The organism is Microbacterium sp. No. 7 (assembly GCF_001314225.1).
Classification (GTDB): domain Bacteria; phylum Actinomycetota; class Actinomycetes; order Actinomycetales; family Microbacteriaceae; genus Microbacterium.
On record NZ_CP012697.1, the window covers coordinates 3,832,191 to 3,851,412 of the forward strand.

Consider the following 19,222-nt stretch of genomic DNA (forward strand, 5'->3'; position numbering starts at 1 on the left):
GCTTTCGCCAGCATAGTCCTTGACACCGGGTTTCAGAAGAGCGGAACGCAGTTTCACGACCGCGCAGGGTCGGGGCTGCGCGGCGCGGGGGTTGTGTCGCACAGGGGCGGGAGGATGATGGGGACATGGAACTGCGGATGAAGCGGGCGTACGAGCCGGCCGACGCCGACGACGGCTTCCGCGTGCTGGTGGACCGGCTCTGGCCGCGCGGGGTGTCGAAGGAGCGCGCGGCGATCGACCTGTGGGCGAAGGAGGTCGCCCCGACGCCCGAGCTGCGCACGGCGTTCCACCACGGCGGGCTCGACTGGAGTGCCTTCGCCGACGCGTATCGCGCCGAGCTGGCCGCGAACCCCGCGGTCCCCGCGCTGCGCGAGACGCTCGCGGCGCACGACCGCGTCACGCTCGTCTACGCCGCGCACGACGAGGAGCACAACCACGCGCTGCTGCTGCGCACCTTTCTGGAGCCCGGTGCCCTGGCATCCGGCTGAGCCCTGGCATCCGGCAGAGCGCCGCCCGTAGGCTGCGTGCATGGCCGTCTTCCAGCCCACCGACGCGAGCGTGGACGAGTTCGTCGCGCAGCAGAGCCCCCGCCGCCAGGAGGAGGCGCGCGTGCTCATCGACGTGATGCGGCGCATCTCGGGCGAGGAGCCGGTGCTGTGGGGCCCGAGCATCATCGGGTTCGGCTCGATGCACTACCGCTACGCGAGCGGCCGCGAGGGCGACATGCCGCTGCTCGCGTTCAGCCCCCGCAGGGCGAGGCTCACGCTCTATTTCGACGGCTTCGACCGCTACGCCGCGCAGCTCGCCCGGCTCGGCCCGCACTCCACGAGCGTGTCGTGCCTCTACGCGACCTCGCTCGCGGCCCTCGACCTCGAGGCCCTCACCGAGATGCTGGGGATCTGCCACGCCGAGGCGATGGCGGCATCCCGGCAGGAGGGCGGGGCATGGCGCACCCGGTGATGTTCGACGACGACGATCCCGTGCTCGCGCGGGTGCGGGAACTGGCGCTCGCGTTCCCCGAGGCGGACGAGAAGGTCAGCCACGGGCGGCCCGCGTTCTTCACGCAGAAGGTGTTCTGCTACTACGGCGGCTCGCAGCGCGTCGACGGGGTGTGGATCGCGCACGACCGGGCGATCATGGTGCGGCCCGACCCCGACGACGAACCCGCGCTGCGTCAGCAGCCGCGCTTCTGGGTGCCCGCCTACCTCGGCCCCGCGGGCTGGCTCGGGCTCGACCTCGACGCCGGCACCGACTGGTCGGAGATCGCCGAGCTCATCGACGCCTCGTACCGGCTGACGGCGCCGGCGCGGCTCGTGCGCCTGCTCGCGTGATGTCACCGACAGACGGATCCGCCGAGACCTGCCGTGCTCGCGGGGGAGATCGGATCTGAATGCTGCCGCTCTTCTGGCCGTCAGAGCGGCAGACATGGCTCGGCTCCCTGAGCCGTGCCCTCACCGACCGGTGAAGCCGGGTCTCCGCTTCTCGCGAAACGCAGCCATGCCCTCTTTCTGATCTGCAGTGTCGAACAGGCCCGCAAACACCTGCCGTTCGAACCGCAGGCCCTCCGCGAGGGAGGTCTCCAGGGCCGCGTCGAGCGCCGCCTTCGCTGCGAACAGACTCGGCCGCGACTTCGACGCAATCGTCTCGGCGACCTTGCCCGCCTCCTCCAGCAGATCCACCGCAGGCACAATGCGCGACACGAGCCCCATCCGCTCCGCCTCCTGGGCTCCGATCGTGCGTCCGCTCAGGATGAGATCGGCAGCCTTGTAGTAGCCCACGGCACGAACCAGCCGCTGTGTGCCACCGATGCCCGGGATCACGCCCAGGTTGATCTCGGGCTGCCCGAAGCTCGCCGTATCTGCGGCGAGGATGATGTCGCACATCATCGCAAGCTCGCATCCTCCGCCCAGCGCATAGCCGGACACGGCTGCGATCACCGGCGTGCGTATCGCAGCGAACTCTGCCCAAGAGCCGAAATGGTCGTCCATCAGCATGTCCAGCCCGGTCTTGGCCTCCATCTCTTTGATGTCGGCGCCCGCGGCGAACGCGCGCTCCGAGCCGGTGACCACGATCGCGCCGATCTCCGCATCTCCGTCGAATGCCGTCGCGGCGGCGACAACATCCGACATCACCTGCGAGCTCAGTGCGTTCAGCGCCTCCGGGCGGTTCAGGGTGATCCAGCCGACACGGCCGCGCGTCTCTGCCAAGATCGTCTCGTACTCGGTCATCCGCGTCCTCTCTCTTCGCTTGCCGCTCGGATGCTGTTGATGATGCCCGAGAAATCTTGGTCGGCTCCCGGACCGTCGGCGAACTCCGCGAAGATTCGACTCGACTGCAGACCCAGCTGCGCGTTCACGCCGGTGAGCCTGATCGCCTGTTCGGCGAGGCTCAGGTCCTTGGCCATCAGCACGCCCGCGAAGCCGGGCCGGTAGTCGTTGTTGGCCGGGCTCGTCGGCACGGGGCCGGGAACGGGGCAGTTCGTCGTGAGCGCCCAGCACTGCCCGGAGGCGTTGGACGCCACATCGAACAGCACTTGGTGCGACAGCCCGAGGCGCTCGCCGATCACGAAGGCCTCCGACACCGCGATCTGCGAGATGCCGAGGATCATGTTGTTGCAGACCTTGGCGGCCTGGCCCAGGCCCGTGCCGCCGCAGTGCACGATGCGCCGGCCCATCCCCTCCAGGAGCGGCAGCGCCTCGGCGAAGTCGGTGTCTTCGCCGCCGACCATGAAGGCGAGCGTCCCGTTCTCGGCGCCGACGACGCCGCCCGAGACGGGCGCGTCGAGGGCGCGATGGCCTGCCGCGACCGCGGCCGCCGCGGCGGCGCGGGCCTCGTCGACGGCGATCGTGGACGAGTCGATGAACAGCGTGCCCGGCCGGGCCGCGGCCAGCAGTCCCGGCTCGTCGGCGGTGCCGTAGGCGGCCAGCACGTGGCGGCCCGCCGGAAGCATCGTGATGACGACGTCGGCCGTTGCCGCCGCCCCCGCGGCCGAGGCGGCCAGCTCCACCCCGGCGGCCGATGCCGCGGTGAGCGCGGCGGGCGCGAGGTCGAATCCCGCGACGCGGTGACCGGCCTTGACGAGATTGGCGGCCATGGGGCCGCCCATGTGGCCCAGTCCGATGAACGCGATGGTGCTCATGCAGTGGTCTCCTTCGACACGCTTTCGACACGATGGGGCAGGACGAGATCGCCGTCGGACGGCACGGCGAAGAACGCGGCGACGCCGTCGTCCGTCACGCTCGACAGGGTCGCCGGTGCCCAGCGTGGATTGCGGTCCTTGTCGATGAGCTGGGCACGGATGCCCTCGGCGAAGTCGTGTGACGCCGACGAGTGGCGCGACACGCGGTACTCCTGCACGAGCGCCGCCTCGAGGCTCGGCAACGCACGGGCGCGCCGCACGGCCTCGAGCGTGACGCTCAGCGCGATCGGAGACTTCTGCGCGATCGCGTCGGCCAGAGCGACGGCGTCGTCCGCACCGGTGTCGTGGAGCCGGTCGAGGATCTCGGCGACCGTGTCGGCCGAGAACGCGCGGTCGGTCCACGATCGCTGCGCCTCCAGCGATCCGGCAGGCGCGTCGGCGGCCAGCCGCGCGATCGCGTCCGCCGGCTCCTCGTGTTCCAGCGCCGCCAGCAGCGCGGGGATCCGCGCGGCGGGCACGAAGTGGTCGGCGAACCCGACCAGGATCGCGTCGGCGGCGCCGACGGACTCCGCCGAGAGAGCGAGCCGCGTGCCCAGCTCTCCCGGCGCACGCGAGAGCAGCCACGTCGCGCCGACGTCGGGGATGTATCCGATCGTGGTCTCAGGGAAACCGATCCTGGTGCGCTCGGTGACGATGCGGTGCGAGCCGTGCCCGGAGACGCCGACGCCGCCGCCCAGGACGATCCCGTCCTGGATCGCGATGTATGGCTTCGGGTACGAGGAGATCACTGCGTTCATCGCGTACTCGTCGCGCCAGAAGGCCGCGGCGTCGAGGCCGTCGCCCTTCGTCGTGTCGTCGTACAGCGTGATGACGTCGCCGCCCGCGCACAGGCCGCGTTCGCCCGCACCGACGATCGCGACGGCACCCACGGCGGGGTCGTCGCGCCACTCCTCGAGAGCCCCCGCGACGACGCGCACCATGTCGTGCGTGAGCGCGTTGATGGCGCGCGGACGGTTCAGCGTGATCAGCCCGAGACGTCCGCGTCGCTCCTTGAACGCCTCGGCCTCCGGTGTCGCGGTCATCGTGATTCCTCCAGCAGCGCTCGCCCGACGATGAGCTGCATGATCTCGTTGGTGCCCTCGAGGATCTGGTGGACGCGCAGATCGCGGACGACTCGCTCGATGCCGTACTCATGCAGATAGCCGTATCCGCCGTGCAGCTGCAGCGCCGCGTTGGCGACGTCGAACGCCGCGTCCGTGGCGAACCGCTTGGCGAGGGCGCAGGCGGCGGCCACATCGGACGCCCTGGCGTCCATCTTCTCGGCCGCGCGCTGCAGCAGCGCTCTGGCCGCCTGCAGGTCGGTCTCCATCTGCGCGAGGCGGAACACGACCGACTGGTTCGCCGCGAGCGGCCCGCCGAACGCCTGACGCTCCCGCACGTAGGTCAGAGTGCGGTTCAGCGCCCATTGCGCCCCGCCGAGCGAACAGGCGCCCATGTTGACGCGCCCTCCGTTGAGGCCCTTCATCGCGATGCCGAACCCGTCGCCCTCGGCGCCGAGCCGGTACGAGACCGGCACGCGCACCTCGTCGAGGATCACCTGACGCGTGGGCTGCGCGTTCCAGCCCATCTTCTTCTCGTCGGGGCCGAAGCTCAGGCCTGGGGCGTCGGCGGGGACAACGATCGCGCTGATGCCCTTGGGCCCCGGCGCGCCCGTGCGCGCCATCACGATGTAGACGGCCGACGTGCCCGCTCCGGAGATGAACTGCTTCGTGCCTGTGAGGACGTACTCGTCGCCGTCGCGCCGCGCCGACGTCGCGAGCGCCGCGGCGTCCGATCCCGCGCCGGGCTCGGTGAGGCAGTAGCTGCCGAGGTCCTCCATCGCGCACAGGCCCGGGACCCACCGGGCGCGCTGCTCGTCGTCGCCGAACGTGTCGATCATCCACACGACCATGTTGTGGATCGAGACGTACGCCGCGATCGCGGTGTCGCCCTTCGCGAGCTCCTCGAAGATCGCGAGGGCGTCCTGCCGCGACAGGCCGGACCCGCCGAACTCCTCGCGCACGTAGATGCCGCCCAGGCCCAGCTCTCCCGCCTGGCGGAGCGTGTCCACCGGGAAGTGCTTCTCGGCATCCCGCTCCGCGGCGTACGGCGCGAGCGCCGACTCTGCGAAGTCGCGAACCGCCTCGACGAGCGCCGCGCGCTCCTCCGTCGCCATGGTGTACATCGTCAGTGCATCGTGGGGATGACGAAGCTGGCGCCCTCGCGGACGTCGTGGGAGAGCCAGCGGCTGGTCACGGTCTTGGTCTTCGTGTAGAAGCGGAACGCGTCGGGACCGTGCTGGTTCAGGTCGCCGAACCCGGAGCGCTTCCAGCCGCCGAACGTGTGGTACGCGATGGGCACGGGGATGGGCACGTTGACGCCGACCATTCCGGTGTTGACGCGGGCCGCGAAGTCGCGCGCGGTGTCGCCGTCGCGCGTGAAGATCGACACGCCGTTGCCGTACTCGTGCGTCGAGGGCAGGCTCAGCGCCTCCTCGTAGTCTTTCGCCCGCGCGATGATCAGCACCGGGCCGAAGATCTCCTCGCGGTAGATCGTGTGCTCGGGGGTCACGTGATCGAACAGGGTCGGTCCGAGGTAGAAGCCGTTCTCGTAGCCGGGCACCGTGTGGCCGCGACCATCGGCGAGCAGCGTCGCGCCCTCGTCGATGCCGACCTGGATGTAGTGCTCCACGCGCTGCTTCGCCTCGGCCGTCACGAGCGGGCCGTAGTCGTTGTCCTCACCGAGCGCCGGACCGACCTTGAGATCCTTCGCCCGCTCGGCCAGCTTGGCGGCGAGCGCATCGGCGGTCTCCTCGCCGACCGGAACGGCCACCGAGATCGCCATGCACCGCTCGCCCGCCGAGCCGTAGCCGGCGCCGATCAGGGCGTCGGCGACCTGGTCCAGGTCGGCGTCCGGCATGACGATCATGTGGTTCTTCGCCCCGCCGAAGCACTGCGCGCGCTTCCCGTTCGCGGCGGCCGTCTCGTAGATGTACTGCGCGATCGGCGTCGAGCCCACGAACCCGACCGCCTTGACCCGGTCGTCGTGCAGGATCGCGTCGACGGCCTCCTTGTCGCCGTTGACCACATTCAGCACGCCCGCAGGCAGGCCCGCCTCAAGGAACAGCTCGGCCAGCCGCAGCGGCACCGAGGGATCGCGCTCGCTCGGCTTCAGGATGAACGCGTTGCCGGCCGCGAGGGCAGGTCCGGCCTTCCACAGCGGGATCATCGCCGGGAAGTTGAACGGAGTGATCCCGGCCACGACGCCGAGCGGCTGGCGCAGCGAGTACACGTCGATGCCCGTCCCGGCGCCCGTGGTGTACTCGCCCTTCAGCAGGTGCGGAGCGCCCGCGGCGAACTCGACAACCTCGACGCCCCGCTGGATGTCGCCGATCGCGTCCGGCACGGTCTTACCGTGCTCGCTGGAGAGCAGCCGCGCCAGGTTCTTCGTATCCTTCGCGACGAGCTCGAGGAACCTCAGCAGCACGCGTGCCCGCTTCTGCGGATTCTGCGCACCCCATTCGACCTGGGCGGCCTCCGCGTTTGCGATCGCGGCCTGCACCTCGGCGGTCGTCGCCAGCGGCACCTTCGCCTGGACGGCGCCGGTGCTCGGGTCGTAGACATCCCCGAACCGGCTGGATGCTCCGGCGACGTGCTCGCCGCCGATGAGATGAGAGAGCACTCGCACGTTGGGAGCCCAGACTCCCGCGCCCGGCTGAGTCGCTTCACTGGCCATGTTGGCATCCTTCCCGCGCCGCACGACGCGATCTCGCCCGAGAACCCGGATCGTGCTGCGAGGTGGGCAGAGAACCGTGGCATCCGGGTCGGCATCTGGTGCCATCATCGCCATGCGATCGGTGGCATCGCCACCGATCGCGCAGAAGATCCCCCGGTCGGTGCGCACTCTCACCCCAGCGGGTGACGTCCGGACGGAGTGTGGGCTCGTAGCGTCGAACACGCTCCAGGTCTCCGCCTGGATGCCGCAACGACGCGGAAGGAGCAAGGATGAGCGCGTTCACAGACACCGACGAGGTGTATGAGTACATCGGGAAGATCTTCGAAGTGGCGGTCGCAGAGCCCGCCTTCATCGAGGCGACCAAGGACACGGGGCTGATCGTCCTGCTGAAGCAGACCAACCCGGATGCCACGATCCTGGTCGACTTTCCGGGACAGCGCGTGCTCTTCGGCGAGGCCGCCGCGGGCGAGCGCTCGTCGGTTCTTCTGCGGATGTCATCCGACAACAGCAACCGTTTCTGGCAAGGCAGGCTCAACTTCACGCTCGCCATGGCGCAGGGCAAGGTCAAGCTCGAAGGAAAGCGGACGCTGGCCCTGAAGCTCCTCCCTCTCACGGCACCGCTGTTCGACACCTACAAGAAGATCCTGCAGGCGGCCGACCGCGACGACCTGATCGTCGGCTGACGCGCCCGCCTATCGCCACCATCACCACGAATACGAAGAGGATCACACATGTTCGACACCGCACACATGACCGAGGCCGAGTTCGAGGCGGTCTTCCAGAAGGCCAGCGAGCTCTCCGAACTGTTCCGTGAGGTCGGTCCGGCCCATGACACCGACAACACCTTCGCCACCGAGACGATCGAGCCCTTCAAGAAGTCGGGCCTCGGCGCCCTCCAGATCCCCCGGGAGTACGGCGGCCTCGGCGGAAACCTGCTCCACACCTCCAAGGTGGTGAGCGAGCTCTCCCGCGGCGACTCCGCGATCGCGCTGTCCTACAACATGCACTTCATCATGGTGGGCATCGCCGGCAGCCTCATGAGCGACGAGCAGCGCGCGTACTGGTTCCCGCGGGTCGCGAAGGGCGACATCATGTTCGGCCCGTTCTCCGAGCAGCGTGCCGGCTTCAGCGGTCTCGCCGATATGAAGGCCGTGCCGCAGTCCGACGGCGGCTGGAAGCTGTACGGCAAGAAGGTGTGGGGCACTCTCTCGGAGGCGTCCGACATCGTGACGACGAACGCGACGATCACGGATGCGCACGGCAACATCCCCGAGGACTTCCAGGAGCGCGTCGAGGCGGAGTCGTTCTTCATCGCGGACTTCGATGTCGACGAGAACGGGCAGGGCGACGGCGTCCGGATCGAGAAGACGTGGAACGCGCTGGGCATGCACGCGACAGGGACCCAGACGATCCACTTCGAGGGCTTCTACGTGCCGCCGTCGGGCTTCATCTGCGAGTGGCGCTCCGGCGCGTTCGGCGTGCTCGAGTGGGCGTCGCTGATGTTCGCCAGCATCTACTACGGCATGCAGCAGCGCATCCTCGAGGAGTCGGTCGAGGTGCTCTCGAAGAAGACTCTCGGCGCCACCTTCGGCGCGATCGTCGCGGCGGAGACGAAGGTCGCCAACGTCGGCCACATCATCGACGGCGTCGGCGACTTCGCCTCACGGGTCGAGCTCTCGCGGCGGGTGCTGTACCAGACCTGCGCCGACGTCATGAACGGCTATGACGACAACTGGCCTCTCGCGCTGCGCTTCCCCTACATCGGCCTGGCCAAGACCTTCATCTCCGAGAACGTGCTGCATATGAGCAAGCGCGCCATGAGCCTGGTCGGCGGATCGTCCTTCAAGAAGGGCGCGATCTTCGAGCGGCTCTACCGCGACTCGGCGGCGTCGATGTTCCAGCCGCTCAACGGGGACCAGAGCCAGACCTACATCGGCGAGTACCTCCTCGCCCCCGAGGACGCAGCCGAATGAGCGTCCGCAGACGAGGATGGGCCACGCTCACGGTCGGCGTGAGTCTCGCGCTCGCGCTGACCGCGTGCACTGCGGGCACGGACGCACCCGTGGAAGACCCGGCGTCCGAGACCGACGATGCGTTCGCCGATCTCGACCCGATCACGATCACGTACGCCGACCAGGGGAGCGAGACCGCCTCGAACGGCGTTGCGTTCCTCGCGTTCGCCGACGAGGTCACCCGCAAGACGGGCGGCAAGGTCACGTTCGAGTACTTCTGGAGCGCGTCGCTCGCGACGGGCCCGGAGCTGCTACCCGCGGCGTCGTCGGGACTGGCCGACATGGTGCCGACGCCCTACGTGTACCAGCCGCAGGAGCTGCCGAACGCGAACTGGACCGCCGACCTGCTGTCACTGCCCGAGAAGTCGCTGCCGTTCAACCAGGTCGTCACGAACATCGCGATCAACGACCTGCTGATCACGAACGACGTGTTCGTCGACGAGTACGCGGCGCAGGGCCTGAAGCCGCTCGCGGCGAACGCCATGACGCCGTACCACATCCTGTGCCGTGAGCCCGTCGACACCCTCGCCGACGCCGCCGGCAAGCGCATCCGAGCGGCCGGCGCCACGTGGGTCGCCGAGGCGGAGGCGATCGGGATGGTCCCGACCTCGCTGCCGACGACCGAGATGTACGAGGGTCTGCAGCGCGGCGTCATCGATTGCGTGAGCATCAACCTCACCGGCCTGCTCGACTGGGGCCTGTTCGAGGTCGCGCACCACCTCGTGACCGCGCCGATGTCGGGCAGCTCGATCCCGCTGCTGATCAACCTGGACACGTGGGACTCGCTGCCGCCCGCCGTGCAGGAGGTGTTCGAGGAGGCGGCCGCGACGTGGCTGCGCGAGAACATCAAGACGAGCCTCGCCCAGTACGCCGACGCGTTCGGCGCGGGCGGCCAGGGAGCGGTCGGCACCGATCTCGTGCTGCACGCCGCGCCGGAGATCCGCAAGGCACTCGCGGCGCACCAGGCGGCCGCGAGGGACGCTCTGCCCGGCTCCGCACCGTCGTCGATCGCGGACCCCGCGGCCGTCATCAGGCAGTTCGAGGATGCCGTCGCCCGCTGGGAGGCCAAGCTGGCCGACGAGGCCGGCATCGAGCCGATCGACCCCGACCTCGGCTCCGACGCCTACAAGACGGCGCTCGCCGAGGCGGCGGCGGATCCGAAGCTGGCCACATTCCTGGACGAGGCCGCGGCATACGGCTTCACGGCCAGATGAGAACCCTCCGCACAGCCGCAGCGACCGGCATCGAGCGCACCTCCGAGGCGCTCGGTGTCGTCGCCGCGGCGGCGCTCGGCATCCTGATGCTGCACGTCGTCGTCGACGTGATCGGTCGCGCGCTGTGGGGCAGGCCGCTGCCGGCGACGCTCGAGATCGCACAGTACTGGTGGATGCCGCTGCTCGTCTTCCTCGCGATGGCGGGCACGCAGCGACGCGACGAGAACATCCGCGTCACGCTCCTGATCGAGGGGCTCCCGCCCCGCGCACGCCGCGTCGCCGATGTCGTGGGGCTCGCGCTCCTCGCGCTCGTCACGGCCCTGCTCCTGGCGGCGCAGACGTCCGACGCCCTGCACGCGGCGGCGATCGGCGAGGCGTCGCTCGGCTCGTCGGTTCCCGTGCCGATCTGGCCTGTCAAGCTCCTCGTCCTGCTCGGCCTCGCCGCGCTCCTGGCGCAGACGGTGCTGGGCATCGTCCGCGCGCTCGCGCGCACCGACGACATCGTGCGCGCCGACGACATCGAGCATCTCCTCGCCGACGGAGATCCGTCGTGAGCGCCGTGACCGGCGCGGCACGGCGCGGCACGGGGACGGGCTGGGGCATCGCTCTCGGGCTGAGCGTCGTGACGGCCGCTCTGCTCCTGTTCGCCCCCCTGCCCCGAGAGGTGCAGGGTGTCGCCGTGATCGTGCTGACGATCGCCCTGATCCTGTCGGGCACGCACGTCGCGGTCGCGATGATGCTCGCCTCGCTCATCGGCCTGATCGCACTGGGGGGCACGCGGATGGCCTGGCTCACGCTCGAGGATGCCGTCTTCGCCCCCGTGGCGAGCTGGCAGCTCAGCGTCATCCCGCTGTTCGTGCTCATGGGCGTCGCGATGTGGCGCTCCGGGGTGAGCGGAAAGGCCTTCGAGGCCGCGCGGCAGTGGTTCGGGCACGTGCCCGGCGGGCTCGCCAGCGGCACCGGCGTCGCGGGGGCCGGTCTCGCGGCGGCCAGCGGGAGCACGGTCGGCATCTCGTACGCGCTCGGACGCGTCGCGATCCCGGAGATGCTGCGCTCGGGCTACGCCCCGTCGCTCGCGACGGGCATCGTCGCGATGGCGGGCGTGCTCGGCCAGATCATCCCGCCGAGCACGATGCTCGTCATCTACGCCGGCGTCGCCCAGACGCCCGTCGGGCCGCAGCTGATCGCGGGTGTCGTTCCCGGCCTCGTGCTCACGGCCGCGTTCGCGCTGCTCATCACCGTGCGCGCCATCGTGACGCCCGGCATCGCGCCGCGCGCCGAGCTGGCCGGCGTCACGTTGGGCACGAGGTTCCGCTCCCTCGGCGGCGTCGTGCCGCTCGTCGCGGTGATCGGCATCGTGATCGGCGGCATCGCGCTGGGCGTGTTCACGCCGACCGAGGCCGGGGCGTTCGGCGCCCTCGCGTCGATCGTCGTCGGGTGCTTCTTCTCGGGGGCGGAAAATCGCCGTCCCGGCGCGATCGCGCGTTTCCTCCTCGACACCTTCCGCACGACCGCCTACTCGGTCGCGGCGGTGTTCCTGCTGCTGATCGCGGTGACCGCGCTCACGCGCGTCATGACGCTCAGCCGGGTCGCCAACATGCTCGCGACGTTCGTGACCGACCTGGGCCTGACGCCGGTGGCCTTCCTGCTCGCGCTCATCCCGCTGTACCTCGTGCTCGGGATGTTCCTCGACACGCTCGCGATCATCCTGATCACGACGCCGGTGTTCCTGCCGATCGTGTTGGCACTGGGCATCGACCCGGTGTGGTTCGGGGTCTTCCTCATCGTCGTCGCGGAACTCGCGATGGTCACCCCGCCCGTGGGACTGCTGTCGTTCATCATCCACCGGCTCGCCCAGGATCCCGCCGTGAACCTCGGCCGGACCGTCACACTGACGGCGGTTTTCGGCGGCGCGCTGTGGTTCGTGGGTGTGACGGTGATCGTGCTCGTCGTCATGATCCTGGTGCCCCAGCTCGTCCTGTGGCTGCCACAGCTCGCCGCGGCCGGCTGAAAGATCGCCGAGAGCCGCGGGAACGCCTCCTCGCCCTCGGGCGCCCGCGGCGCGGCGCCGATCGACACTCGGACGAACGTCGTCCGAGCAGTGACCCCAAGGAGAGACAATGTCGCGATTCTCATCGGGCGCTGATGGGCTCAGCGTCTCCGCCCCCGCCGGTCGCCTTCGCATGCCAGGTCGCGGCTCGATGGCCGCGGGGAAGGGGCCGACACGCGTGCGCTTCGACCTCGCCGACTGGCAGACGCCCCTGGCTTCGATAGAGCAGCGTGCCGCGACGGCGGAACGGCTGGGTTACGAAGGGATCCAGGTCTCCGAGCTACGTCACGACCCGTTCATCGAGTCTGCCCTCGCCGCCCGCGCGACAGGATCGCTGCGTGTCACGACATCGGTCGCGGTCGCCTTCGCACGCAATCCGATGACCGTGGCCACGTCGGCGAACGACCTTCAGCTGCTCTCACGCGGCAGGTTCGTGCTGGGGCTGGGCTCTCAGGTGCGCGCACACATCGAGCGCCGCTTCTCGATGCCGTGGACCGCTCCGGCGCCGCGGATGGAGGAGTTCGTTCGGGCGGTACGGGCGATCTGGCACTCGTGGGAGACAGGAATGCCGCTCCGGTTCACCGGCGAGCACTACCGCCACACCCTGATGACGCCTTTCTTCGATCCGGGCCCGAACCCCTTCGGCGCTCCGCCGATCTGGATCGCGGGCGTAGGCAGCGGCATGACGCGTGCCGCCGGGCGCGTCGCCGACGGGTTCCTCGCGCACTCGTTCACGACGCCCCGCTACCTGGAGACGATCACAGCCGACGCCCTCATGCAAGGACGCAGAGACGCCGGCGACGACACACCGATCGATGTCTGTGTCCAGCCCTTCGTGGCGATCGTGGACGACGACGAGCGCCGCGCGGCGGAGCTCGCCATCAGGCGCCAGATCGCGTTCTATGCGTCGACGCCGGCCTACCGCGGCGTCCTCGAGCTCCACGGCTGGGATGGGATCGCAAGAAGCCTCACGGCGGCCTCGCTGCGCAAGGAATGGGACGCAATGGCATCGTTCATCTCCGACGAGATGGTCGATGCCTTCGCCGTCGTCGGGCCACCCGCGCACGTAGCGAGCGAGCTCGTACGACGATATTCGCCCATAGCGACGACGATCTCCTTCAACACGCCCCATCCGATCTCCGATGACGGCTGGGCAGATCTGCGGGCGCACCTGGACCGGACCCCGTAGCCACACGCGGTGCCGGCCCGTGTGCCGGCCGGCAGCGATATCCCCGTCGCGATGATTCCCTCCCTCGGAGTGATGTGACGGTGCGCGCTGTTCGTCGCCTGGGGCGCCGAGTCGTCACCTCTTGCGTCTTCGAGGTCATCCGGGGCCCGTCGCTATACCCGGGTGAGCACGCGCTCCGCGGCCTCCAGGACGTCCGCCCTCGTCCACAGCTCCGCCATACGGGCCGGCTCTCCCTCGACTGAGCGGATGCGTTCGAGGGCGGGAGCCCGCAGCGACGCCTTCACGACCGCGAACGTGCTCGGGACGCCCGCCGCCAGCTCGGCTGCCCGCTCGAACGCGAGCCGCGACAGCTCGTCGGGCGTGCTTACCTCGTCGACGAGCCCCTGGGCCAGGGCCGCGTCCGGCGCATACCCCTCGGCGGAGTACACGACGGGCGCCAGCCGTTCCCCGAGCAGGTGCCGCATGATCTCGACGGTCACGGCGGGGAACGGGACGCCGACCTTGAGCTCGGGCAGCCCGATCGTTCCCGCGGACATCACCCGCACGTCGGCCGCAGCCGCGAGCACGCAGCCCCCCGCGATCGCGTGCCCGTTGATCGCGGCGACGACGGGCACGGGGCACGTGAAAGCGGCGGTGAACGCGTCGTCGAGCGCCGCGAAGAACTCCTCGGCGTAGGAGCGACCGCCGTCGATGAGGCGACGCAGGTCCACGCCCGCCGAGAACGTGCGGCCCTCGCCCGTGAGCACAACGGCGCGGGCGTCGGCGAACGACCGGAAGGCGTCGCCGAGCGCGTTCAGCAGCTCCGTGTCGAGCGCATTGACCTTGCCATGGCCGATCGAGGCGAGCATGATCCCGTCGCGCTCGCCGATCGTGACCGGACCGTTCGACGTCGCAGCGGTCATGAGCTCTCCTCCCTCGGGGTCTCTGCGACGACGGTCGCAGAGCTTGCGGCGGCCGGTTCGGGCGCACGACCGAGCTCGAGGCATCCGATCCCGACGACGACGAGCGCGATCCCGGCGATCTGCCACGCCGTCAGGCCCTCGCGGAAGAGCCAGAAGCTCAGCAGCGCGACGACCGTCACGCCGACGCCGCACCAGATCGCGTAGGCGATGCCGAGCGGGAATCCGGCGTCGAGACAGCGTTGCAGCGACGCGAACGCGACGATGTATCCGATCACGACGACGATCCACGCCCACCATGCGGGGTTCTCGCCCGTGGTGAGCTTGAGGCTCGTCGTCGCCGCCACTTCGGCGACGATCGCGATGGCCAGGAATACCATGCCCATGTCAGCCTTCCTCCTCGAGCAGCTCGCGCGGCACCGGGACGGGCCGCGAACGCAGGAACTCGCCGAGCCCCTTGGCCTGCGCATCGGGCCGCGTCGACGAGGCGACGCCGTCGCCGAGGAGGCCGACGACCACGAAGTTCAGCGCCCGCAGGTTCGGCAGCTCGTAGCGGCGCACCTCGAACGTCTTCGTCTCGGGGAGCAGCTGCTGGAAGCGCTCTGCGGTGAGGAAACCGTGGAGCCACGCGTACTCGGCGTCTGTGCGGGTCCACACTCCGACGTTGGCGTTGCCGCCCTTGTCGCCCGAACGGGTCCCCGCGATGACCCCGAGCGGACGCTCGATCGTCTCGCCGCCGCCGTGCCACCGCGGTGGCTCGGGAGCGGGCACGGGCGAGACGGCCGCACGGGCCGGGTCGCCCGGGTGCAACGGGAAGACCTTCTCGGAGCCGTCGTCCAGATGCAGCGTGGGCGTGACCGCCGCGGCCGGGATGAGCGTGGGCCAGTACACGCCGAAAGCGCTCTCCGACGACGGCGGCGTCGTCGCATAGGCGCCTGCGTAGCCCCCGAGGATGAGCTCGAGGACGGCGTTGGAGAACCGGCGTCCGACCTTCTTCGGATCGCGGTCCTTGACGGTCACGGTCAGATGAGCGGTCGCGTCGGCCTGCACGTCGGCATCCGGCCGGCTCGACAGCAGCCGCACGTCGGCGCCGTCGAACGAGTCGCGTCCGCCGAGCCGCTCCCACAGCAGGGTCTCGGCGAGCGCCGCCTTCTGCTCGATGTCGGGCGCCGTCAGCCCCAGCGTCATGGTGTTGCGATAGCCGCCCTGGTAGTTGACGGCGACCTTCGCCTCGCCCGCCGGCGGTGTTCCACGCGTGCCCGACACCCGCACGCGGTCCGGTGCCTCCTCGAGCAGGGTGACGGCGTCGAACCAGGTCGTGACGTCGGGTCCGCCGTAGGCCGGACCGCCGATCTCGTAGAGGAGCTGTGCGCAGACGGTGTCGACCGAGACGAGTCCTCCGGTTCCCGGGTTCTTTGTGATGACGCTCGAGCCGTCCGCCTCGATCTCGGCGATCGGATAGCCGGGCATCCGGTGCTCGCGGAGGTCGGCGAGGAAGCTGAAGTTGCCGCCCGTCACCTGCGTGCTGCACTCGATCAGGTGTCCCGCGACGACGGCACCGGCGAGGCGGTCCCAGTCCTCCTCGCCCCAGCCATGCCACCATGCGGCGGGCCCGACGACGACCGACGCATCGGTGACGCGACCGGTGACGATCACGTCGGCACCCTCCTCGAGTCCGCGGGCGATGGGCCAGGCGCCGAGGTAGGCGTTGGCGGTCACCGGCTCCGCGTCGAGCTCGGCGAGGCGCCGTCCGGTGTCGAGATGACGCAGCTCATGCCCGTCGCGCTGAAGCTGCGCGAGGCTGCCGAGCACGTCGTCGCCGTCGGTCCAGGCGATACGGGCGCTGAGCCCGAGACGCGCCGCGAGCTGCTCCAGCCGGGTCGCGAGACCGCGGGGGTTGAGCCCTCCCGCGTTGGCGACGACGCGGATGCGGCGGTCGAGGCACGTGCCCAGTATCTGTTCCATCTGGGTCAGGAAGGTCGCGGCGTAGCCGGCGTCGGGATCGCGCTGCCGACTCTTGTGCAGGATGTACATCGTCAGCTCGGCAAGGTAGTCGCCCGTGAGCACGTCGATCTCGCCGCCCTCGAGCATCTCCGCGGCGGCCTGCACGCGGTCGCCGTAGAAGCCGGAGACGTTGGCGATCCGCACGGGGCGCCTGATCGGTGAGGTGGTCATCATCGTCCCTTCCACACGGGCGAGCGGCGCTCGGCGAACGCGCGCGGCCCTTCCTGCGCATCCTCGGACAGGTATGCCGGCTCGAAGACGCGCTCGGCTTCCGCGTAGGCCTGGGCGAGCGGACGCTCGCGCATCGTATAGACGGTCGCCTTCGCCGCCCGCACCGAGAGCGGGGCGCCCGCCGCGACGCGCTCCGCGAGCTCCTGCGTCGCGTCGACGAGGTCGGCCGCGGGCACGACCCGGTTGACGAAGCCCAGCTCGTAGGCCCGCTGCGCCGTGAGGGGGTCACCGGTCAGCAGCAGCTCGAGCGCCACGCGGGGCGGCATCCACCACGGCAGCGGCGCCGCCCACGGGGCGCCGCGGCCCACCTTGACCTCGGTGACCGCGAAGCGCGCGTGCTCGGCGGCGACGATCAGGTCGACGTTCTGCGCGAGCAGGAAGCCGCCGGCGTAGGCGACCCCGTTGACGGCGGCGACGATGGGCTTGTCGACCTGGATGTTCCGCTCGAACTGGGGCACGTAGTCGGGCGGCGGCACGCGCAGCGCCTCACCCGACATCTCCTTGAGATCGCCGCCGGCACAGAACGCCTTGTCGCCCGCTCCCGTCAGCACCATGACGCTCGCGTCGTCGTCGACGAAGCGGCGCGTCGCAGCGAACAGGCCCTCGCGGACCGAGCGGCTGAGCACGTTGCGCGTCTCGGGCCGGTTGATCGTGATCCAGGCGACCGGCCCTCGTCGCTCGTAGAGGACGTCGTCGCTCATTCCTGTTCCTCTCCGACCACGGCGAGCACCTCGCCGATGTCGACCTGCTGCCCGGCGACGACGAGCACGGCCTCCACGAGCCCGTCGGCGGGCGCGCTGACCACGTGCTCCATCTTCATCGCCTCCAGGACGAGGATCGGCTCACCCTGACGAACCTGCTGTCCTGGCTCGACCGCGATCCGCACGACGGAGCCCGGCATGGGCGCGGTCAGAGAGCCCTGCGCGACCTGCGAGCCCGGCTCGGGCAGCAGGTCGACCCGGGCCAGTTCGACGCCGCCCTGCGGTCCGTCGACGTCGATGAGATCGCCGTGCAGCGCGACCTCGAACCGCTGACGGTCGCCGTCGATCTCGAGCACGAGGACGTAGCGATCCGCTCCGTCCGACGCCACCTCGAACCGCACATCGCCGACGGAGACGCCGTCGACCGAGATCTCGGCGCGAGATCCTTCGACGCGGTAGCGCACGTCGTGCTCGGTCTCGTCGTGCGACAAGCGCACGAGCGCGGGCTGCGAGACGAGCGTGCGGAAGCCGGGGGTGATGCTCTGCTGTACCACGCTGCTCGTGCGGCGGTGCTCCCGCAGCGCCAGCACGGCGGCCGCGGCGGGAGCGGTGACCGCACGGTCGGTGCGGGAGAGCTCGGCGACGGCGTGCCGGTCGAGATAGGCCGTGTCGGTGTCTCCCGCGAGGAACTCGGGCTCGCGCAGGATGCCGACGAGCAGGTCGCGGTTCGTGCCGACGCCGTGGATGCGGCTGCGCTCCAGTGCCCGTGCGAGCACCGACGCGGCCTCGCCGCGTGTCGGGGCGTGCGCCACGAGCTTCGCGAGCATCGGATCGTAGTGGATGCTCACGGTGTCGCCGGGCGAGAAGCCCGTGTCGGCGCGCACGCCCTGGTCGAGCGTGAAGTCGCGCAGCAGGCCCGACGTCGGCAGGAAGCCCGCGGACGGATCCTCGGCATAGAGCCGCGCCTCGATGGCGTGACCCTGGATGCGGGCCGACAGCGCATCCTGCGGAAGGGCCTCGCCCTGCGCGACGAGCAGCTGCAGCCGCACGAGATCGAGGCCCGTGATGAACTCGGTCACGGGATGCTCGACCTGCAGGCGTGTGTTCACCTCGAGGAAGAAGAAATCGCCGCTCGCGTCGAGGACGAACTCGACGGTGCCCGCCCCGAGATAGCCGAGCGCCTCGCCCGCCGCGACGGCGGCGGTGCTCAGCCGCTCCCGCAGAGCGGGGGTCACGGCCGGCGACGGCGACTCCTCGACGATCTTCTGGTAGCGCCGCTGGATCGAGCACTCGCGCTCGAAGAGGCTGATGACGCGGCCCGTCGTGTCGCCGAAGATCTGCACCTCGACGTGACGCGGCGCCGTGACGTACTTCTCCAGGAAGACGGTGTCGTCGCCGAAGGCGGAGCCCGCCTCACGGCGTGCCGACGCGACGGCGCCCGCCAGCTCGCCGGCCGCCCAGACGATGCGCATGCCGCGTCCGCCGCCGCCCGCAGACGCCTTGACGAGCACGGGGTAGCCGATCCGGTCGCCGAGAGTCACGAGGGCCGCGTCGTCGTGCTCGGCCGTGACGGTCGCGCCCGGCAGCACGGGCACGCCGGAGGAGGCCATGAGCTCCTTGGCGCGGATCTTCGACCCCATCGCGTCGATCGCCTCGGGACTGGGCCCGACGAAGATGAGCCCCGCGGCCGCGACGGCGCGGGCGAACTCCGCGTTCTCCGACAGGAAGCCGTAACCGGGGTGCACGGCGTCCGCGCCCGTGCGTCGCGCGGCCTCGATCACGAGATCGCCGCGCAGGTAGGTGTCGGCGGGGACGACGCCGGGCAGCCGCACGGCGCGATCGGCCTCGCGGACGAACAGGGCGCCGGCGTCGGCGTCCGAGAAGACGGCCACCGTCTCGACGCCCATCGCGCGAGCGGTGCGGATGATGCGGACGGCGATCTCGCCGCGGTTGGCGATCAGGAGCCGGCGGATGCGCGGCGTCGCGGTCGTGTCAGCAGTCATGGGGAT

The 19,222-nt window shown here is 70.3% G+C and carries 19 protein-coding genes; 9 read left to right on the forward strand and 10 right to left on the reverse strand.

Annotation, left to right across the window (positions count from 1 at the left end; all coding sequences use genetic code 11):
- Positions 1-125 precede the first annotated feature (125 nt).
- Genes AOA12_RS17735 through AOA12_RS17745 form a run of 3 tightly spaced genes read left to right on the forward strand, consistent with a single transcriptional unit; the run spans position 126 to position 1,331 of the window.
- On the forward strand, positions 126-488 hold the full coding sequence (locus AOA12_RS17735; protein WP_054685828.1) for a DUF488 domain-containing protein: 363 nt from the start codon (positions 126-128) through the stop codon (positions 486-488).
- Positions 489-528: 40 nt separating this feature from the next.
- Positions 529-960, forward strand: coding sequence for a DUF1801 domain-containing protein (locus AOA12_RS17740; protein ID WP_082406358.1), 432 nt, complete (start codon positions 529-531; stop codon positions 958-960).
- Entirely contained in the window at positions 945-1,331 is a 387-nt protein-coding gene (locus AOA12_RS17745; RefSeq protein ID WP_054685831.1) for an MmcQ/YjbR family DNA-binding protein, read from the forward strand. Before AOA12_RS17740 ends, AOA12_RS17745 begins: the two co-directional genes overlap by 16 nt.
- A gap of 120 nt (positions 1,332-1,451) precedes the next feature.
- Here AOA12_RS17745 and AOA12_RS17750 read toward each other — a convergent pair whose 3' ends face one another.
- Genes AOA12_RS17750 through AOA12_RS17770 form a run of 5 tightly spaced genes read right to left on the reverse strand, consistent with a single transcriptional unit; the run spans position 1,452 to position 6,913 of the window.
- The gene (locus tag AOA12_RS17750) at positions 1,452-2,228 is read right to left on the reverse strand and encodes an enoyl-CoA hydratase-related protein (protein ID WP_054685834.1); all 777 of its coding nucleotides are present in this window, start codon (positions 2,226-2,228) and stop codon (positions 1,452-1,454) included.
- A complete protein-coding gene (gene mmsB, locus AOA12_RS17755) occupies positions 2,225-3,139 on the reverse strand; it encodes a 3-hydroxyisobutyrate dehydrogenase (RefSeq protein WP_054685837.1) in 915 nt (304 codons plus the stop codon). The genes AOA12_RS17750 and mmsB overlap by 4 nt, the downstream gene beginning before the upstream one ends.
- Positions 3,136-4,221 carry an enoyl-CoA hydratase/isomerase family protein gene (locus AOA12_RS17760; RefSeq protein ID WP_054685841.1) on the reverse strand — a complete coding sequence of 362 codons (1,086 nt, stop codon included), beginning with the start codon at positions 4,219-4,221 and terminating at the stop codon, positions 3,136-3,138. The genes mmsB and AOA12_RS17760 overlap by 4 nt, the downstream gene beginning before the upstream one ends.
- Complete coding sequence (locus AOA12_RS17765; RefSeq protein ID WP_054685845.1) at positions 4,218-5,363, reverse strand: acyl-CoA dehydrogenase family protein; 1,146 nt, start codon at positions 5,361-5,363, stop codon at positions 4,218-4,220. The genes AOA12_RS17760 and AOA12_RS17765 overlap by 4 nt, the downstream gene beginning before the upstream one ends.
- Positions 5,364-5,365: 2 nt before the next feature.
- A complete protein-coding gene (locus AOA12_RS17770) occupies positions 5,366-6,913 on the reverse strand; it encodes a CoA-acylating methylmalonate-semialdehyde dehydrogenase (protein ID WP_054685848.1) in 1,548 nt (515 codons plus the stop codon).
- A 269-nt stretch (positions 6,914-7,182) separates the two neighbouring features.
- Here AOA12_RS17770 and AOA12_RS17775 point away from each other — a divergent pair, with 269 nt between their 5' ends.
- The 6 genes from AOA12_RS17775 to AOA12_RS17800 all read left to right on the forward strand — a co-directional run bounded on the left by AOA12_RS17775 (position 7,183) and on the right by AOA12_RS17800 (position 13,378).
- Complete coding sequence (locus AOA12_RS17775) at positions 7,183-7,596, forward strand: SCP2 sterol-binding domain-containing protein (protein WP_054685852.1); 414 nt, start codon at positions 7,183-7,185, stop codon at positions 7,594-7,596.
- A gap of 48 nt (positions 7,597-7,644) precedes the next feature.
- Complete coding sequence (locus tag AOA12_RS17780; protein WP_054685856.1) at positions 7,645-8,886, forward strand: acyl-CoA dehydrogenase family protein; 1,242 nt, start codon at positions 7,645-7,647, stop codon at positions 8,884-8,886.
- The gene (gene dctP, locus AOA12_RS17785; protein WP_054685859.1) at positions 8,883-10,139 is read left to right on the forward strand and encodes a TRAP transporter substrate-binding protein DctP; all 1,257 of its coding nucleotides are present in this window, start codon (positions 8,883-8,885) and stop codon (positions 10,137-10,139) included. The genes AOA12_RS17780 and dctP overlap by 4 nt, the downstream gene beginning before the upstream one ends.
- A complete protein-coding gene (locus AOA12_RS17790; RefSeq protein WP_054685861.1) occupies positions 10,136-10,693 on the forward strand; it encodes a TRAP transporter small permease subunit in 558 nt (185 codons plus the stop codon). The genes dctP and AOA12_RS17790 overlap by 4 nt, the downstream gene beginning before the upstream one ends.
- The gene (locus AOA12_RS17795) at positions 10,690-12,150 is read left to right on the forward strand and encodes a TRAP transporter large permease (RefSeq protein ID WP_197280970.1); all 1,461 of its coding nucleotides are present in this window, start codon (positions 10,690-10,692) and stop codon (positions 12,148-12,150) included. The genes AOA12_RS17790 and AOA12_RS17795 overlap by 4 nt, the downstream gene beginning before the upstream one ends.
- A gap of 109 nt (positions 12,151-12,259) precedes the next feature.
- Positions 12,260-13,378: a TIGR03617 family F420-dependent LLM class oxidoreductase gene (locus AOA12_RS17800; RefSeq protein ID WP_156366569.1), complete on the forward strand. Its 1,119-nt coding sequence runs from the start codon at positions 12,260-12,262 to the stop codon at positions 13,376-13,378.
- A 152-nt stretch (positions 13,379-13,530) separates the two neighbouring features.
- On the opposite strand, the gene AOA12_RS17805 is transcribed toward AOA12_RS17800, so the two are convergent.
- The 5 genes from AOA12_RS17805 to AOA12_RS17825 are packed head-to-tail and all read right to left on the reverse strand — an operon-like array spanning position 13,531 to position 19,216.
- On the reverse strand, positions 13,531-14,280 hold the full coding sequence (locus AOA12_RS17805; protein ID WP_054685868.1) for an enoyl-CoA hydratase/isomerase family protein: 750 nt from the start codon (positions 14,278-14,280) through the stop codon (positions 13,531-13,533).
- Positions 14,277-14,663, reverse strand: coding sequence for a DMT family transporter (locus tag AOA12_RS17810; RefSeq protein ID WP_054685872.1), 387 nt, complete (start codon positions 14,661-14,663; stop codon positions 14,277-14,279). The genes AOA12_RS17805 and AOA12_RS17810 overlap by 4 nt, the downstream gene beginning before the upstream one ends.
- 1 nt (position 14,664) lies before the next feature.
- Positions 14,665-16,455, reverse strand: a complete 1,791-nt coding sequence (locus AOA12_RS17815) for an acyclic terpene utilization AtuA family protein (RefSeq protein ID WP_231637120.1) — start codon at positions 16,453-16,455, stop codon at positions 14,665-14,667.
- Positions 16,452-17,213 (reverse strand): enoyl-CoA hydratase-related protein, encoded by a 762-nt coding sequence (locus tag AOA12_RS17820; protein ID WP_054685875.1) that lies wholly within the window; start codon positions 17,211-17,213, stop codon positions 16,452-16,454. The genes AOA12_RS17815 and AOA12_RS17820 overlap by 4 nt, the downstream gene beginning before the upstream one ends.
- Positions 17,210-19,216: an acetyl/propionyl/methylcrotonyl-CoA carboxylase subunit alpha gene (locus AOA12_RS17825; RefSeq protein ID WP_054685877.1), complete on the reverse strand. Its 2,007-nt coding sequence runs from the start codon at positions 19,214-19,216 to the stop codon at positions 17,210-17,212. Before AOA12_RS17825 ends, AOA12_RS17820 begins: the two co-directional genes overlap by 4 nt.
- Positions 19,217-19,222: the final 6 nt, after the last annotated feature.

What these genes read in the sequence shown, in the direction of transcription:
- AOA12_RS17770 (WP_054685848.1), bottom strand. Translation starts at nt 6,913, where the DNA reads ATGGCCAGTGAAGCGACTCAGCCGGGCGCGGGAGTCTGGGCTCCCAAC.
- AOA12_RS17740 (WP_082406358.1), top strand. Translation starts at nt 529, where the DNA reads ATGGCCGTCTTCCAGCCCACCGACGCGAGCGTGGACGAGTTCGTCGCG.
- AOA12_RS17790 (WP_054685861.1), top strand. Translation starts at nt 10,136, where the DNA reads ATGAGAACCCTCCGCACAGCCGCAGCGACCGGCATCGAGCGCACCTCC.
- AOA12_RS17760 (WP_054685841.1), bottom strand. Translation starts at nt 4,221, where the DNA reads ATGACCGCGACACCGGAGGCCGAGGCGTTCAAGGAGCGACGCGGACGT.
- AOA12_RS17745 (WP_054685831.1), top strand. Translation starts at nt 945, where the DNA reads ATGGCGCACCCGGTGATGTTCGACGACGACGATCCCGTGCTCGCGCGG.
- dctP (WP_054685859.1), top strand. Translation starts at nt 8,883, where the DNA reads ATGAGCGTCCGCAGACGAGGATGGGCCACGCTCACGGTCGGCGTGAGT.
- AOA12_RS17820 (WP_054685875.1), bottom strand. Translation starts at nt 17,213, where the DNA reads ATGAGCGACGACGTCCTCTACGAGCGACGAGGGCCGGTCGCCTGGATC.
- AOA12_RS17815 (WP_231637120.1), bottom strand. Translation starts at nt 16,455, where the DNA reads ATGATGACCACCTCACCGATCAGGCGCCCCGTGCGGATCGCCAACGTC.
- AOA12_RS17750 (WP_054685834.1), bottom strand. Translation starts at nt 2,228, where the DNA reads ATGACCGAGTACGAGACGATCTTGGCAGAGACGCGCGGCCGTGTCGGC.
- AOA12_RS17805 (WP_054685868.1), bottom strand. Translation starts at nt 14,280, where the DNA reads ATGACCGCTGCGACGTCGAACGGTCCGGTCACGATCGGCGAGCGCGAC.
- AOA12_RS17825 (WP_054685877.1), bottom strand. Translation starts at nt 19,216, where the DNA reads ATGACTGCTGACACGACCGCGACGCCGCGCATCCGCCGGCTCCTGATC.
- AOA12_RS17765 (WP_054685845.1), bottom strand. Translation starts at nt 5,363, where the DNA reads ATGTACACCATGGCGACGGAGGAGCGCGCGGCGCTCGTCGAGGCGGTT.
- AOA12_RS17810 (WP_054685872.1), bottom strand. Translation starts at nt 14,663, where the DNA reads ATGGGCATGGTATTCCTGGCCATCGCGATCGTCGCCGAAGTGGCGGCG.
- AOA12_RS17780 (WP_054685856.1), top strand. Translation starts at nt 7,645, where the DNA reads ATGTTCGACACCGCACACATGACCGAGGCCGAGTTCGAGGCGGTCTTC.
- AOA12_RS17800 (WP_156366569.1), top strand. Translation starts at nt 12,260, where the DNA reads ATGTCGCGATTCTCATCGGGCGCTGATGGGCTCAGCGTCTCCGCCCCC.
- mmsB (WP_054685837.1), bottom strand. Translation starts at nt 3,139, where the DNA reads ATGAGCACCATCGCGTTCATCGGACTGGGCCACATGGGCGGCCCCATG.
- AOA12_RS17735 (WP_054685828.1), top strand. Translation starts at nt 126, where the DNA reads ATGGAACTGCGGATGAAGCGGGCGTACGAGCCGGCCGACGCCGACGAC.
- AOA12_RS17775 (WP_054685852.1), top strand. Translation starts at nt 7,183, where the DNA reads ATGAGCGCGTTCACAGACACCGACGAGGTGTATGAGTACATCGGGAAG.